At 69.4% G+C, this 14,181-nt stretch carries 13 protein-coding genes and 1 pseudogene; 4 read left to right on the forward strand and 10 right to left on the reverse strand.

All coding sequences use genetic code 11. The annotated features are described in order from the left end of the window. Positions 1-65 precede the first annotated feature (65 nt). Positions 66-1,490: a condensation domain-containing protein gene (locus tag ABH935_RS46795; RefSeq protein ID WP_370384480.1), complete on the forward strand. Its 1,425-nt coding sequence runs from the start codon at positions 66-68 to the stop codon at positions 1,488-1,490. Then, on the forward strand, positions 1,483-2,556 hold the full coding sequence (locus tag ABH935_RS46800) for a glycoside hydrolase family 99-like domain-containing protein (protein WP_370384481.1): 1,074 nt from the start codon (positions 1,483-1,485) through the stop codon (positions 2,554-2,556). Before ABH935_RS46795 ends, ABH935_RS46800 begins: the two co-directional genes overlap by 8 nt. A gap of 765 nt (positions 2,557-3,321) precedes the next feature. Here the strand turns inward: ABH935_RS46800 and ABH935_RS46805 are convergent. After that, positions 3,322-6,036, reverse strand: coding sequence for a SpoIIE family protein phosphatase (locus ABH935_RS46805; RefSeq protein ID WP_370384482.1), 2,715 nt, complete (start codon positions 6,034-6,036; stop codon positions 3,322-3,324). Between the two features lie 160 nt (positions 6,037-6,196). Between ABH935_RS46805 and ABH935_RS46810 the strand changes: the two are divergent. After that, positions 6,197-6,739: pseudogene (locus tag ABH935_RS46810) on the forward strand (RNA polymerase sigma factor); the annotation flags it as partial. Between the two features lie 209 nt (positions 6,740-6,948). Here ABH935_RS46810 and ABH935_RS46815 read toward each other — a convergent pair. After that, positions 6,949-7,323, reverse strand: coding sequence for a hypothetical protein (locus ABH935_RS46815; protein ID WP_370384517.1), 375 nt, complete (start codon positions 7,321-7,323; stop codon positions 6,949-6,951). Between the two features lie 149 nt (positions 7,324-7,472). On the opposite strand from ABH935_RS46815, the gene ABH935_RS46820 reads away from it, so the two are divergent. Continuing rightward, a complete protein-coding gene (locus tag ABH935_RS46820; protein ID WP_370384518.1) occupies positions 7,473-8,063 on the forward strand; it encodes a hypothetical protein in 591 nt (196 codons plus the stop codon). Positions 8,064-8,131: 68 nt separating this feature from the next. Here ABH935_RS46820 and ABH935_RS46825 read toward each other — a convergent pair whose 3' ends face one another. The 8 genes from ABH935_RS46825 to ABH935_RS46860 form a co-directional block, all read right to left on the reverse strand. Then, on the reverse strand, positions 8,132-8,533 hold the full coding sequence (locus ABH935_RS46825) for a DUF1003 domain-containing protein (protein WP_370384483.1): 402 nt from the start codon (positions 8,531-8,533) through the stop codon (positions 8,132-8,134). 107 nt (positions 8,534-8,640) lie between these two features. After that, positions 8,641-9,354 (reverse strand): SigB/SigF/SigG family RNA polymerase sigma factor, encoded by a 714-nt coding sequence (locus ABH935_RS46830; protein ID WP_370384484.1) that lies wholly within the window; start codon positions 9,352-9,354, stop codon positions 8,641-8,643. 446 nt (positions 9,355-9,800) lie between these two features. After that, on the reverse strand, positions 9,801-10,040 hold the full coding sequence (locus ABH935_RS46835; RefSeq protein ID WP_370384485.1) for a hypothetical protein: 240 nt from the start codon (positions 10,038-10,040) through the stop codon (positions 9,801-9,803). Beyond that, the gene (locus tag ABH935_RS46840) at positions 10,037-10,618 is read right to left on the reverse strand and encodes a hypothetical protein (protein ID WP_370384486.1); all 582 of its coding nucleotides are present in this window, start codon (positions 10,616-10,618) and stop codon (positions 10,037-10,039) included. The genes ABH935_RS46835 and ABH935_RS46840 overlap by 4 nt, the downstream gene beginning before the upstream one ends. A gap of 120 nt (positions 10,619-10,738) precedes the next feature. After that, a complete protein-coding gene (gene atpA, locus ABH935_RS46845) occupies positions 10,739-12,379 on the reverse strand; it encodes a F0F1 ATP synthase subunit alpha (RefSeq protein WP_370384487.1) in 1,641 nt (546 codons plus the stop codon). 297 nt (positions 12,380-12,676) lie between these two features. Then, complete coding sequence (locus tag ABH935_RS46850) at positions 12,677-13,060, reverse strand: hypothetical protein (protein WP_370384488.1); 384 nt, start codon at positions 13,058-13,060, stop codon at positions 12,677-12,679. A 152-nt stretch (positions 13,061-13,212) separates the two neighbouring features. Further along, on the reverse strand, positions 13,213-13,611 hold the full coding sequence (locus ABH935_RS46855; protein ID WP_370384489.1) for a WhiB family transcriptional regulator: 399 nt from the start codon (positions 13,609-13,611) through the stop codon (positions 13,213-13,215). After that, positions 13,611-14,171 (reverse strand): hemerythrin domain-containing protein, encoded by a 561-nt coding sequence (locus ABH935_RS46860; protein WP_370384490.1) that lies wholly within the window; start codon positions 14,169-14,171, stop codon positions 13,611-13,613. Before ABH935_RS46860 ends, ABH935_RS46855 begins: the two co-directional genes overlap by 1 nt. Between the last annotated feature and the right edge of the window lie 10 nt (positions 14,172-14,181).

Consider the following 14,181-nt stretch of genomic DNA (forward strand, 5'->3'; position numbering starts at 1 on the left):
ATGCTACGCGCCGGGGCCCTTAGGTGAGAACGGAATCCGCATGCCACCTGGAGGGGAGACCGGGTGTGGCTGTCACTGTGCAGGAGATTCCGGTGACGTTCGAGGGGGACGGCGCCGGGGTGGGCGAGCTGACGTGGGGGCAGCTCGGCATCTGGCGCCGGACCCAAGAGACCGGCCGGACGATGAACCTGGTCGTGGCCGTGCCGATGGCGGACGGCACGCCGGTGGCGGAGCTGGTCGGGATGCTGCGCTTCCTGGTCGGGCGGCATCCGGCGTTGCGCACGCGGCTGCGGTTCGAACCGGATCCGGACGGAGCGCGTCGCCCGACGCAGGTCGTCGCGGCCTCGGGGTCGGTGCCGCTGCGGGTCGTCGAGATCGGAGACGACGACGATGCCGCCGCGGTCGCGGACGAGCTGCGATCGCGGTACGAGCTCGCGCACTTCGACTATGAGCACGAGTTCCCCGTGCGGATGGCGGTCGTCACGCGATCCGGCTCGGCGGCGTATCTGGTGATCGGCTACAGCCATGTCTTCGTGGACGGGGCCGCGATCCGCGCACTGGCGCGGGATCTGGAGCACTTCGACCGGGCCGGCGGGGCGGCCGGGGTGGCGACAGCGCCGCCGCCTGCGTCGCCCAGCGCACTGGAGGTGGCCCGGACGCAGGCGACGGCCGCGGGGCGTCGGCAGAGCGCCCGCGCCGTCCGGCACTGGGCCGCCCAACTCGACCGGCTGACCGACTGGCCGGCCCCCGACGCGCCGCAGGAACAGGAGCCGCGCCACTGGGAGCTGGTCGGCTACTCCCCCGCCATGGAGCTGGGAATGCGTGCGGTCGCAGCCCGGACCGGGGCCGGCACGACCCACGTGCTGCTGGCCGCGTACGCGGTGGCGGTCGGGCGGGTGTTCGGGCGGGATCCGGGCGTGGCGCAGATCGTGGTCGGCAACCGGTTCCGTCCGGGCTTCGCCGAGCTGGTCTCCCAGGTGTCGCAGCACGGGATCTGCGTGGTCGACGTCGCGGGCGCCGAGTTCGACGAGGTGGTGGCGCGGGCCGAGAAGGCGGTGACAGGTGCCTGCTTCGCCGGGTACTACGACCCGGTCGAGTGCGACGCACTGCTGGCCGACGCGGCCGGTCGCCGTGGGCGAGCGCTGGACATCGCGTGGCATCTCAACGACCGGCGGGACAAGACCGGGGCGGGAGAGAGCGACGGACTCGTGCCCGAGGTGTGGGACGTGGCCCGGGTGCTGCCGCTGAGCAAGTGGTACTGGGACCGCAAAACCCCGGTCTTCGACGGTTCCTTGTTCATCCAGGTCGACTCCGAACCCCTGGTGCCCGAGCGGCACGTTCCCGGGCAGGCACCGCCCGCCGTCCACCTGGAGATCTGGACCGACACTCGGGCCTTCGCACTGCGACAGGTCGAGGCGCTGGCCCTGGAGATGGAGGCAGTCGTGGTGGCAGCCGTACTCGGCCAGCATGAGGTGCTGGCGCATGGCTGACTCGCACGAGGGTGCTCCCCTGGAAGTCGTAGCCTTCTTCCTCCCCCAGTTCCACCCGATCCCGGAGAACGACCGCTGGTGGGGCCCCGGCTTCACCGAGTGGACGCACGCCGCAGCGGCACGCCCCCTGTTCGACGGACACCTCCAGCCCCGCCTACCGGCCGACCTGGGGTTCTACGACCTACGCCTGCCCGAGAGCCGCCGAGCCCAGTGGGAACTCGCCGCCGAGTACGGCGTGAGCGCACTGTGCTACTGGCACTACTGGTTCGGCGGCGTGCGACTGTTGGAGCGCCCGGAGACGGACCTACTGAAAGATCCGAGCCTGCCCCACCGCTACTGCCTGGCATGGGCCAACCAGTCCTGGACCGGCGTCTGGCACGGCCGCGGCGACGAGGTACTGCAACACCAGGACTACCCAGGCGAAGCCGACGACATCGAGCACTTCAAGTACCTCCTCCCCCACTTCACGGACGAGCGCTACCTCACCGTCGACGGCCGCCCGGTGTTCTACCTCTTCCGCCCCGACGACATCCCCAACCTCCCCCGCCTGGTCGCACTATGGCGCCACATGGCCACCGAAGCCGGCCTCCCCGGCCTCTACCTGATCGGCGACGCCGACGGCACCTGGCCGCACGCCGCAGACCCCCAACTGGACGCGGCGGTCTTCAACCCCGCGCCACCCCCACCAGGCCACCCCCTAGAGGCAGCGTTCCCGGGCACCCCCCTGCACGAGGCACCCCGCGCCTACCGCTACGACAAGACATACGCGGACTGGCTCCTAGACGGATCCACCGCCCCAATCCGCCGCCACCCATGCATAGTCCCCGGCTTCGACAACACCCCCCGCTCCGGCCACCGCGGAGTCCTCCTACACCAACCCACTCCAGAGATCTTCGAGGCGGCGGCAACGAACGCAGCACGCCGCGAGCAGAAGATGCCCGGCCCACGAATGCTGTTCATCAAGTCATGGAACGAATGGGCCGAAGGCTCGGTGATGGAACCGGACCGCCACTTCGGCCGCGGGTTCCTGCGTGCACTGCGACAAGGGCTGGACGCTGCGGGCTGACGCAATCACCTGCGCTGGCGGCCGACGATCGGCGGCGCCGGGCGGCAATCAAAGCGGATGCGGCCAGGCCGCCGGCCCCGATCGATCCGGCGCCAAGGCAGCTGCCACGGCGACGGGCCAGCGCGACGGACCACGTGGTGAGTCGTGTCCGACCGGACCATGCGGGGTGTTGGTTCTGGGTCCCTCGCCGCGTCGGCGGGCTCTGCCAACCTGTCCGGTTTGGCGGTGTCAAGCCGGACGGAGGGCGACCACAGCAACAGCGATGCGGCTTGATTCCGCCAAACCGGGCTGGTTCCGTTTACGGCGACGACGCGGCGAGGGACCCAGAACCTCGGCGACCACAAGCAGCGACCGCCGCCGAACGACGCAACGCAGGCAACAGCGTGAAGGAAGCCGACCAGTCGCGGACCGGCGCCCCCAAGCCCGACGCGCGGGTCGCCCCCTCGCTGTAGAGCGCCCGCCGGAGGCCTCAAGGCGCCCACCACGCACGACGATTGCCGCCTACGACATGCGCAGTGACTCGGACCGACGCGCGGTCTTGCACACGAAAACCGCCAGCCGCGAGCCACCGCCGCAAAGACCTGAACCGGCGCGCGGTCTTGCACGCGAATACCGGCGGCCGCCAGCGCAACTCACCTCGCTCAACCGAACTGCGTCCCCCAGCGAGGTCACCAAACCGTGCGCGAAGCCGCAAAAATCGCCTGTAAAACCCTTGATAAACCGCACACCCAGTAGTGCACCAGGCTCATTCAATGAGCACCAAGCTCACTCCACAGGCACCAAATTCAGCTCAGCCCAGATCGTCTTCCCCGTAGGCGTATGCCGAGTGCCCCAACTCCGAGCGAACTGCGCGACGAGCATCAGCCCTCGACCACCCTCATCAAACACGCGCGCACGGCGCAGGTGCGGCGCAGTACTGCTGCAGTCGGACACCTCACAGATGAGAGTGTCGTCCTGGATCAGCCGCAACGTAATCGGAGGCGCCCCATACCGAATCGCGTTCGTCACGAGCTCGCTGACGATCAGCTCGGTGGCGAAGCTCAAGTCCTCCAGCCCCCACGCGGACAGGCGTCCGCTCACGTCCTTGCGGGTCTGACTGACCGCAGCCGGATCCGACGCCACGTCCCACGCCGCGACGCGCCCGGCGTCCAGCGCCCGGGTCCGCGTGAGGAGCAGGGCGACGTCGTCCTGCGGACGGCCGGTGATCAGCGTGCTCAGCACGGCGTCGCACGACTCGTCCAGGGACCGGTCGGGAGCGCTGAGGACGTCGCAGAGCTTCGCCATCCCCTCATCGAGGTCACGCTCCCTGCTCTCGATAAGACCGTCGGAGTAGAGCGCCAGGAGGCTGTGCTCCGCCAGCTCGACGACGGTCGCCTCGAACGGCAGGCCGCCGATGCCGAGCGGCGGCCCGACGGAGATCGGCAGCACCGTGGCGGGGCCGCCCGGCGGCGCGATGACCGGCGGCGGGTGCCCGGCGCTGGCCAGGGTGCAGGTGCGGGACACCGGGTCGTAGACGGCGTAGCAGCAGGTGGCGCCGACCTCGCTGCCAGCGTGCGCGCTGACGGGCTGCGCTGTGCCGGCGCGCGCGCTGACGGGCTGCTCCGCGTCGGTCTCGCCAGCTCCGACCCCGACCCCAGCCACCGCCACAGCCTCCGCCTCAGCCCCGACATCAACCCCACCCACCCGCACAGCCTCCGCTTCAGCCACAGCTCCGACATCGGCCCCAGCCACCGCCACAGCCTCCGCTTCGGCCGTAGCTCCGACCTCAGCCCCAGCCACCCGCGCAACCTCCGGTTCAGCCACAGCCCCGACGTCAGCCCCACCCACCGCCACAGCCTCCGCTTCAGCCGCAACCCCGACCTCAGCCCCACCCCCACCCACCACCACAGCCTCCGCCTCAGCCGACAACCGCACCACCAAATCATCAAGATGCGTCAACAACTCATCAGGCGGCAAATCAACATCCGCCAACGTACGCACCGCCGTCCGCAGCCGCCCCATCGTCGCCGAAGCCTGAATCCCATGCCCGACCACGTCCCCGACGACCAACGCGACCCGGGCCCCGGACAGCGGAATCACGTCGAACCAGTCGCCGCCGATCCCCGGCTGCGCCCCCGCCGGGAGGTAGCGCGTGGCGACCTCGACCGCGCTGTGTTCGGGCACCCGCCGAGGCAGGAGGCTGCGCTGCAGCGACAGGGCCGTCTCGCGCTCGCGCGTATACCTGCGAGCGTTGTCGATCGCCACCGCCGCGCGCGCCGCGAGTTCCTCGGCCAGAAGCAGGTCGTCATGGTCGAATCGCTCCATCCGGTCCTGGCGGCTGCGCCGGTAGAACACCGCGACCCCCAACGTCGCCACGCGAGCGCGCAGCGGCACGGCCAGCATCGAGTGGTACCCCTGCTCGCGGATCCGTGCGGCACGGACCGAGTCAGTACGCATCCACTCCATGAACTCGGCGTCCTCGGCATTGCTGAGGACCCCCGCCCCGCCGGCGAGGGCGCGCGCCGGAGGCGTGAACTCCGGATAGCTGTCCGCCACGCCGATGTCGAGCACGGTCTTCAGCGCCGGGCTGCTGCCGGGCGCGAACCGATGCGCGACGCGGCGCAGCGTCACGGTGCCGTGCAGAGCCTCCTCCCCCACTTCAGCGTCACTCTCCAGCGCAGTAAGGAGATCGACGCTCGCGAAGTCCGCCAGCTCCGGAACCGTCACCTCCATCAGCTCGCGCGCAGTCTGCGCGACGTCCAGCGTGCTGCCGATGCGGCTGGCGGCCTCGTTGAGCAGGACGAGGCGTTTGCGGGCCCAGTACTGCTCCGTGATGTCGTGCGCGACGAGCGCCACTCCCCGCACCTCGCCGTCCGGGTCCTTCAGCGGCGCGAAGTCGACGGACCAGGCGTGCGAGCGCCGCTGTCCGCCGGTGCGCTGGAAGCTTTCCAGCCGGCACGGCTCGCTGCTGTCGACGGCGCGACGCAGGCCGTCGGCCAAGGCTCCCGTCTGGGGTTGCGTGGTGATGTCGTGGATGCGGAGACCCCGAATCGCGTCGTCCGGCAGGCCGACGACGGTCTCCATGGACTGATTGGAGCGGCGGTATCTGAGGTCTGCATCGTAGAGCGAGACCGAGCAGCGTGGCAGTTGGTCGAAGGCCCAGTGCGCGAGGTCGTCGTCCTCGGGGCGCGGCTGCCTGCCGTCAAGGGGACAGACGACGCGCCAGGTGTCCGGGGCGCATCCCGGGGCGCCGTGGTGGGCGACGACGACCACGTCCACGCGTCGTCCATCCCGATGGCGTAGCGCGAGCGTGCCGCTCCAGCGTTCGGGCTCGGCGCCGACGGCGCGCTGGAGATCCGCCGGCGAGACGGGTTCAGCCATCAGTTCGACGGCCGGGTGGCCGACGATCTCGGCAACCGGGTAGCCGAGCAGACTTTGCGCACCTTCATTCCAGCGCGTCACCCGACCTTGGGCGTCGACGACGCACTCGGCTGTCGCCATACCCGAATTATATCGATTACGGACAGTATCTACCGGCCGCGTTCCGCCCCTCGGGTGAGGGTATGCTCGCGGATCGCTCAGGAAGTGATATCCGCTGCGGTAGTGCCGGGTCTCCCAAGGTGAACTGACGCTCGCTCATTCCTGCAAAGGCGGAGACCTCATGCCGGACCACAACGATCCGACCGATCCGACCGACCCACACCTGATCCTCGCAGCTCAGCGCGGCGACCAGCAGGCGCTCGACGTGCTGATCGCCTCGTACCTGCCGCTGGTCTACAACATCGTCGGCCGTGCCCTGCAGGGGCACGCGGATGTGGACGACGTGGTCCAGGAGACGATGCTGAGGGTGGTCAACGGCGTGGCCGGGCTGCGCGACCCGGCGGCGTTCCGCTCCTGGCTGGTGGCGATCGCCATCCGCGAGGTGCGGGACAGCCGGAGCCGGGACCGGAGCCGCATGCGGCCGTTCGGCGACGGTCGCGGCGGCGGCGGTGTTGGCAGTATCGGCGGCCTGGAGGAGCTGCAGGGCGTCGCGGATCCCGGGGCGGACTTCGTGGACCTGACGATCCTCCGACTCGACCTGTCCGACCAGCGGCGGGAGACCGCGGAGGCGACGCGGTGGCTGGACGAGGCGGACCGTGACCTGCTGGCGTTGTGGTGGCTGGAGGCCGCGGGCCAGATCACGCGTGGGGAACTGGCGGCGGCGTTGGAGGAGACTCCCGCATACGCCGCGGTGCGGGTACAGCGCATGAAAGCGCAGCTGGAGACGGCCCGCACGGTGGTCCGCGCGGTGTGGGCCACGCCGCGGTGCGGTGCCTTGGACGCGGCGATTCGGGACTGGGACGGGCGTCCGTCGCCGCTGTGGCGCAAGCGCCTGGGCCGGCACGTGCGGGAGTGCGGGGAGTGTTCGGGGTATCAGCGCGGGTTGGTGCCGGCGGAGAGCTTGCTGGCCGGTATCGCGTTGGTGCCGGTGCCGGTCGCTGGTGTGTATCTCGCGGGCCATGCGTGGCTGAAGCCGTCGCGTCGGCGTCCGAGCGTCGGCCGGTCCCTTCTGCCGTCGAGCAAGCTGGTCATCGCTTCGGCGGCGGTCGCGGTGCTGGGAGTGAGCGCCGCGATCGCCATGGCCGGCGGCGGGTCCTCCACGGCGCCGAACGCGAGCCAGGTGGCTGACAGGTCCACGGCCAGTGGGGCGACCGGGACGTCGGCTGCCTCGCCGGCCGATTCCTCCGCCTTGTCGCCGACCTCGAAGCCATCGCCGACGCCGGCCCGCCCGCGCGCCTCGGCGGGCACCCCGACACCGCCCGCGACCCCGACGACTACGTCCCCCTCCCCCTCGGAGACCGTGGCCGGGCCGGTCTACGGCCAGACCGTCGACACCGTCGACGCGGCCCCCGACCGCCCTCGCCAAGCCCGGGCCGCTGCCGCGACGCCCCGAAACCGTGCCGATCACCGCCACCGGCAACTACTCCCAGCCCTTCAAGGGTTCGCTCGGCGGCACGTACCTGATGTTCTGGAACGGACAGAACGTCACCATCACCGGCACGGGCTATTTCTGCGTCCGCTACGAGATCGCCTGGTTCAACCGCGTCGGCCCGATGGTGATGCCGACGTGGACGGGCCTGCGGGGCAAGCTCTTCCACGTCGCCTCCGGCGGCGGCCGCCGCATGGACGACAACGGCCCCGACCAGCCCGCGGACGTCACCTGGATGGGCAACCCGAAGGCCGGCTACATCACGCTGCCGCCGGGCGCGCAGCAGATGTGGAACAACGAGTTCTTCTACCTCGACGGCACCGTCACCCTGCACGAGACCGAGGGCTACGCCGACTACAACCTCAGCGTGACCCCCTCCACGTGGGACCAGGTCACCCACGACATCGACGCCGCCCCCGACGGCCGCGGCATCGTCCGGTACGGCCTGGTCCGCGACACCGGAACGGACGCGGCGCCGGTGCCGCAGTACCTCACGCGGTCCACGCCCGCCAAGCCGACGGACGTGCCTCAGCATTCGGAGGTGACCGCAGGGTCCTGACAGGGGTGGGTGCGGCTCGGGCGTGCGTCAGAAGCCTGACCGCCGACGAGGTTCGGCGCGGCGCGGCACTATCGCGTTTCTGATGCCGCCGGCAGCCGGTTGTGGAGCTCGGTGGTCATGGCGTGGATGGCCCGGGTCAGGTCGGTGTTGGACTTGAGCTCCAGTTCCGATTCGACGAAGTCGTGGTCGGCCTTGGCCTGCTGGAAGGACGCCTGCCGGTTCTGGCCGATCATGACGAACGTCGACAGGAAGATCGCCTCCAGGGACACTACGAGGGTGAGTGTGGGCCAGGGGTTGGTCTCGACGAACAGCATCCAGCCGACGAAGATCACCGCGTGCAGGTAGACGAACATCATGGAGCCGGCGAACTTGGTGATCGCGTCGGCGATGCGCAGCTGGGCGTCGGCAGCCCTGGTGGCGTGGTGCGCGGCGACGGCTGGATGGTGTCGGGGCGGGTCGGAAACGGTCATCGGACGGTTCTCCTCGGAAACGGTGGTCGGGCTTTCGGCGGGCGCGGTCCGCACCCGTGCCCGCCGCGCCCGAGACCGGCGGGCGGCGGCCCAGCGGGGCGGCGGGATCAGCCGGCGTGCGCTCTGAGCCTGCCGAGGATCTGGGCGAGGAGACGGGAGATCTGCATCTGCGAGACTCCGAGCTCCTTGCTGATCTCGGTCTGCGTCATGCCCCGGAAGAAGCGCATGAGCAGGATCTTCTTCTCCCGTTCGGACAGGGTCGCCAGCAGCGGCCGCAGGGTCTCCCGGTCGATGACGTTCTGGATGCCGCGGTCGTCGGCGCCCAGCAGGTCGCTGAGCAGGGAGCCGCCTCCGTCGTCGACGGCGATCGGCACGTCCAGGGACGCCAGAGCGTGCAGCGCGGTCGCATCGATTGCGTCGACGACCGCGGCCGCGTCGACGCCCAGCGGCACCGCCAGTTCGCGGACGGTCGGAGCCCGGTGTAGCTGCTGCGAGAGGACCTCGGTGGCCTCTCGCAGCTCGCTGGTGAGTTCCTGGACCCGCCGCGGCACGTGGACCGCCCACGTCGTGTCCCGGAAGTAGCGCTTGAGCTCCCCCAGGATCGTGGGGGTGGCGAAGGCGAGGAACCCGCTGCCGAAGTCGGGATCGAAGTGGTCGACCGCCTTGACCAGGCCGACATAGGCGGCCTGCAGGAAGTCCTCCGCGGACTGGCCGCGCACGCCGTAGCGGGATGCCAGGTGACGCGCGTACGGCATGTACTCGGTGATCACGGCGACCCGCAGAGCGGCCCGTTCCGCGTCGCCGGGGGCCAGGCGGTACATCCGGTCCAAAGACCGAAGCGCCGCGGCCCGCTGATCGGTCCGGTCACGGCCGTTGCGATCGAGACCGCGGCCGATCCGCGGCTCCGACACGCGCTCGCCGGGCCGGCCTCGCCGGTCCGTCCGGGAACGGTGCGGTTGATCTCGTGAAGTGTGTGGTCGGACCTCGTGTGTCGGCATGCTGACAGAGGTTGTGCCCATGGAACGCCCTACGCTTTCGCATATGGGGCGTCGGCTGCGTGGGAGGGCTTTCGCGGCCAAGGTGAAACCGGTGCCTGCCCCGACCGCATACGGCGCGTCGGAATTCACGGCGCCAAGGTCTGGGGCGTATGAAGTTACCGTCAGAGTAGCGCCGATCGGCACAGCACGTATACAGCGCCCGGGGCTGCCGCCCTGCGCGCAGCGATGCCGCGCCTCGCGGGGTGAGACGCGGCATCGGTCCAGGGGTGCTACCCGGGGAGGACGACGCCGACGGCTTGTTCCGCGTCGCGGCTCAGGGGCGGTTCGTCGATGACAGGGGTCGAAGTCGCCTCTGTCGGCGCCTCCGGATCCATGAGCTCCGACTCCGGCTGCCGCTCCTCGGTGAGCACGCCCCCGTCGTCGGCCCACCGATGGGTCGGTTCGGTCGGGAGGGTGTCCTCGTTCACGACAGGGTTCACGACAGGGTTCACGACAGGCTCGGCGTTCACAGTGTGGCCTCCGACCCCTTGGTCCTGGCCGGAGCCACCGCGTCGGGCTCGGTGAGCAGGTCGTCGAGGAACGTTTGGTACTGCATCAGGGCTTCGCGCTTGACCTCGGTCGGTATCGTCGCCGAATCGGTTCGCACACGTTCGCCGACCCACAGCGCCTGGCGGTAGTTCGCCAGGACGCCTCCGTGCCGGACCGAGAGCAGCGCGAGCTGCTCGCCGCGGTCGTCGACGGGGTAGCCCCTGGCCTCAAGCAGCCGGGAGATCAGCTGCTCGGCGCCCGACAGGGCGGCCGCCGGGTCGTCGAGGAAGCCGCTGCGGATGTTCTCCCAATACGTGACGTAGAAATCCCGGTCGGCCGCGCTGATCGGTTCCAGGCGCAGCCTGCCGTACATCTGGCTGCGCCGGGCCAGCTCCCGGTCCGCGGCCCGCGGCCCGCCGTATTCGTCGCTCGCCCGGGCGTATTCGGGCCCGAACGAGGTCCGCATCCGGCGCTTGGCGTTCTCCTGCCGTCTGTTGTTCACCACGACGGCGATGACCAGGACGATCACGACGAAGGTGATGATCGCGACTGTGATCATGTGGGCCTCCTCAAGGGGCTTGTCGCCCATGAGTACCCGAATCGCAGAATCCAAACAGGGCGGCGCCGAGACCGCACGCCGCCCGGGAGCGTGAGCCCGCGGCGGGCCCCGCTACCGCCGTCACCCAGCCTTGACGTGCCTGGTGATCGTGGCCTGGCCGACGTTGTCCTCGTCCATGGCCTCGGCCTTGCCCTGGTCGGCCAGCAGCGTGCCGTCGCCGAGCTCGAAGCCGCGCTTGAACTGCGCGACCGCGTCCTTGAACGCCGTCACGGTGTCGTCGGAGAGCTGACCGGTCTCCCGGATCGAGGCCAGCACACCGGCGTGGTCAGTCTTCAGGAAGGAGATGAACTCCTTCTCGAAACGACGCACATCGGCCACCGGCACATCGTCGATCGAACCCGAGGTACCGATCCAGATCGAGGCCACCTGCTCCTCAACCGGGTACGGCTCGTACTGGCCCTGCTTGAGCAGCTCGACCATGCGCTGACCGCGGGACAGCTGCGCCTTGGAGGCGTCGTCCAGGTCCGAGGCGAAGGCGGCGAACGCCTCCAGGTCACGGAACTGCGCCAGGTCCACACGCAGCGAACCGGACACCGAGCGCATCGCCCGCACCTGCGCCGAACCACCGACCCGGGACACCGAGGTACCCACGTTGATCGCCGGACGGACACCGGAGTTGAACAAGTCCGTCTCGAAGAAGCACTGACCGTCGGTGATGGAGATGACGTTGGTCGGGATGAACGCCGAAATGTCGTTCGCCTTGGTCTCAATCACCGGCAGACCGGTCATGGAGCCGGCGCCCATGTCATCGGACAGCTTCGCGCAGCGCTCCAGCAGACGCGAGTGCAAGTAGAACACGTCACCGGGGTAGGCCTCGCGACCCGGCGGACGGCGCAGCAGCAGCGACATCGACCGGTACGCCTCGGCCTGCTTAGTCAGGTCGTCGAAGACGATCAGGACATGCTTGCCGTCGTACATCCAGTGCTGACCGATGGCCGAACCGGTGTACGGCGCCAGGTACTTGAAACCCGCCGGGTCCGACGCCGGGGAAGCCACGATCGTCGTGTACTCCATCGCACCGGCCTCCTCCAACGCGCCCTTCACAGCCGCGATGGTGGAGCCCTTCTGGCCGATGGCCACGTAGATGCAGCGGACCTGCTTCTTCGGATCGCCCGACGCCCAGTTCTGCTTCTGGTTGATGATCGTGTCCACGGCCACCGCGGTCTTGCCGGTCTGCCGGTCACCGATGATCAGCTGACGCTGGCCACGGCCGATCGGGGTCATCGAGTCGATGGCCTTGATCCCGGTCTGCAACGGCTCCTTCACCGACTGCCGCGCCATGACACCCGGGGCCTGCAGCTCCAGGATGCGAGTGCCCTCAGCCTCGATCGGACCCAGACCGTCGATCGGCTCACCCAACGGGTTCACCACCCGGCCCATGAACTTGTCACCGACCGGAGTGGACAGGATCTCGCCGGTACGCGTCACGGACTGGCCTTCTGCGATTCGTTCGTAGTCGCCGAGCACGACCACGCCGATCTCGCGGACGTCCAGGTTCAGGGCGATGCCCAGGGTGCCGTCCTCGAACTTCAGCAGCTCGTTGGTCATCGCCGAGGGCAGACCGTCGACCTTGGCGATGCCGTCACCGATCACCGTGACGGATCCGACCTCGTCCCGTGGCGCCGTCGTCGTCCGGTAGGAGTCGACGAAGCGCACCAACGCGTCGCGGATCTCTTGCGGACGGATCGTGAGTTCCGTCATGAATGTTCCTGTCCTGATCGATGGGACGCGGTTCGTTCGACATCCGGCCTGCCCGCACTCACGCCGACCGATATGGCCGGAAAGGCCCGCGGCGTACTGGAAGGCACGCCGGATCCCCACTGACCGGGGCCGGTTCTCGTGCCTGAGGTGATGCCCGCCATGACGGCCTCCTAGGACGTGCCGCCGCAGGCGTGCAAAGCGTCACCGAGGTCCGGGGGACCGCCCGAAACAGCCGGGCGTACCGCCAGTCTAGTCCTCTCGGCCGACGGTACGATCCGCTCGCTCAGAAGGTTTTCTTCAGCCGTTTCCGCCCTCGGCACGCTGATTGGCGATGTCGATGCGGTTACGCCGGCTGTCGGCGACGACGAATCCCAGCGCCAGCGCCATCACGACGATGGCGACGATCCACATGAAATTCGCGGCGAACCCGATCAGGCCGCAGAGCAAAGCCACGGACAGCGCACCGATCATGACGGCGTCGGGACCCCTCTTCTGGCTGAGCAGCCGCCTGAGCTGTTCGGTCAGCCTGAGCTCCCGGCCGGAACGGGGTGATCGGGGGGACTGCGAGGACTGCGGAGGGACGCCTCGCATCCGCGTTTCGTCGTTTGGCGTGGTGACCTGGCGATACTCAGTCGTATGAAGGCCTCGGTTGCCGATGACGCCAATCTTGTCGGGTCTCATCGTGAGACCCCCGATCTCCCTCCGGTCGCGAAGGGGCAAAAGCTCTACTTGGGCTTATTACCACCATACACCTGTTAGACCCTGATATACCGCAGACTGCGGAATCAACGGAACGGAACGGTCCCCGCCTCCGGCGGTGCTTGCTCGGCGCCTCAGGAGCGGGACCCGGTCCGATCACCATGACGACGGACTGTCCGGCGCTCCTCCTCGGACATCGCACCCCACACCCCGTACTGGGCCATCTGCGGATGCGCCAGCGCCCAGCCGCGGCAGGACTCGATCACCGGACACCGGTGGCACACCGCCTTCGCGTCGGTGAGCTGTTGCCTCGGCCGCGGGTAGCCGGGCGAGGTGATCGGGAAGAACAGCTCCGGCTCACTGGTCCGGCAGGCGGCCTGTCGGACCCAGGCGTCCATGTCGTCTCCCGGTGTCCGCAAACGCTGCGGACCCGGCGGACGGGCACCGTTGCGGCGTTTGGACGTGCCGGTTCCCCCTGCGCGCGGCCGGGTGCCGATGATCCGGGCGTGGCCGGGCGCCCCGGTACCGGCCATCAGTGGTCTCCTGCCAACGCGTCACGGACGCGGTCGATCAGGCCCGGTACCCGGCCGACGAGCGGGTCGTCCGAAGGCGTCGTGGGCAGCGATTCGCGTGGGCGAGTCGGCCTGATCGACTTACCGGCCTGCACCTTCGCACCGAGTTCGCGCAACTCCACCGGAGGGCAGGCCGCGGCCAGGTGCGGGAACAGCTGCGCCTCATCGTCGGCGACATGGCGGCGGGTCGCGGCCATCAGCTTGATGAACACCCGATCGAAGGTCTCGTCGGTCGGGTCGAGAGGTTCGAGCTGCTTCATGAGCTCCTCCGCCGCGGCGTTCCCAGCTACCGCGTGGTCGACCACCGCTCGCCCGTCGGCGGCGTCGCGGACGATCGGGTGGACGTACTCTTCCTCGGCCACCATGTGCCGGACCAGGTCGATGGTGACCTGGTCCACGAGTTCCTTGCGGCGGTCGCGGAAACGGGCATGGTCCTGGACCTTCTGGAACAGTTCCTCGACGTGCCGGTGGTCGTGTCTGAGCACCGCGATGACGTCAGGGGTGTCCTCGGTCGTTGACATGGCGGCTCCC

It is taken from the genome of Catenulispora sp. GAS73 (assembly GCF_041262085.1).
Classification (GTDB): domain Bacteria; phylum Actinomycetota; class Actinomycetes; order Streptomycetales; family Catenulisporaceae; genus Catenulispora.

Bases quoted from the DNA above. Each gene is read 5' to 3' on its own strand.
- ABH935_RS46800 (WP_370384481.1), top strand. From the start codon at position 1,483: ATGGCTGACTCGCACGAGGGTGCTCCCCTGGAAGTCGTAGCCTTCTTC.
- ABH935_RS46805 (WP_370384482.1), bottom strand. From the start codon at position 6,036: ATGGCGACAGCCGAGTGCGTCGTCGACGCCCAAGGTCGGGTGACGCGC.
- ABH935_RS46825 (WP_370384483.1), bottom strand. From the start codon at position 8,533: ATGACCGTTTCCGACCCGCCCCGACACCATCCAGCCGTCGCCGCGCAC.
- ABH935_RS46850 (WP_370384488.1), bottom strand. From the start codon at position 13,060: ATGAGACCCGACAAGATTGGCGTCATCGGCAACCGAGGCCTTCATACG.
- ABH935_RS46840 (WP_370384486.1), bottom strand. From the start codon at position 10,618: ATGATCACAGTCGCGATCATCACCTTCGTCGTGATCGTCCTGGTCATC.
- atpA (WP_370384487.1), bottom strand. From the start codon at position 12,379: ATGACGGAACTCACGATCCGTCCGCAAGAGATCCGCGACGCGTTGGTG.
- ABH935_RS46860 (WP_370384490.1), bottom strand. From the start codon at position 14,171: ATGTCAACGACCGAGGACACCCCTGACGTCATCGCGGTGCTCAGACAC.
- ABH935_RS46830 (WP_370384484.1), bottom strand. From the start codon at position 9,354: ATGTACCGCCTGGCCCCCGGCGACGCGGAACGGGCCGCTCTGCGGGTC.
- ABH935_RS46855 (WP_370384489.1), bottom strand. From the start codon at position 13,611: ATGGCCGGTACCGGGGCGCCCGGCCACGCCCGGATCATCGGCACCCGG.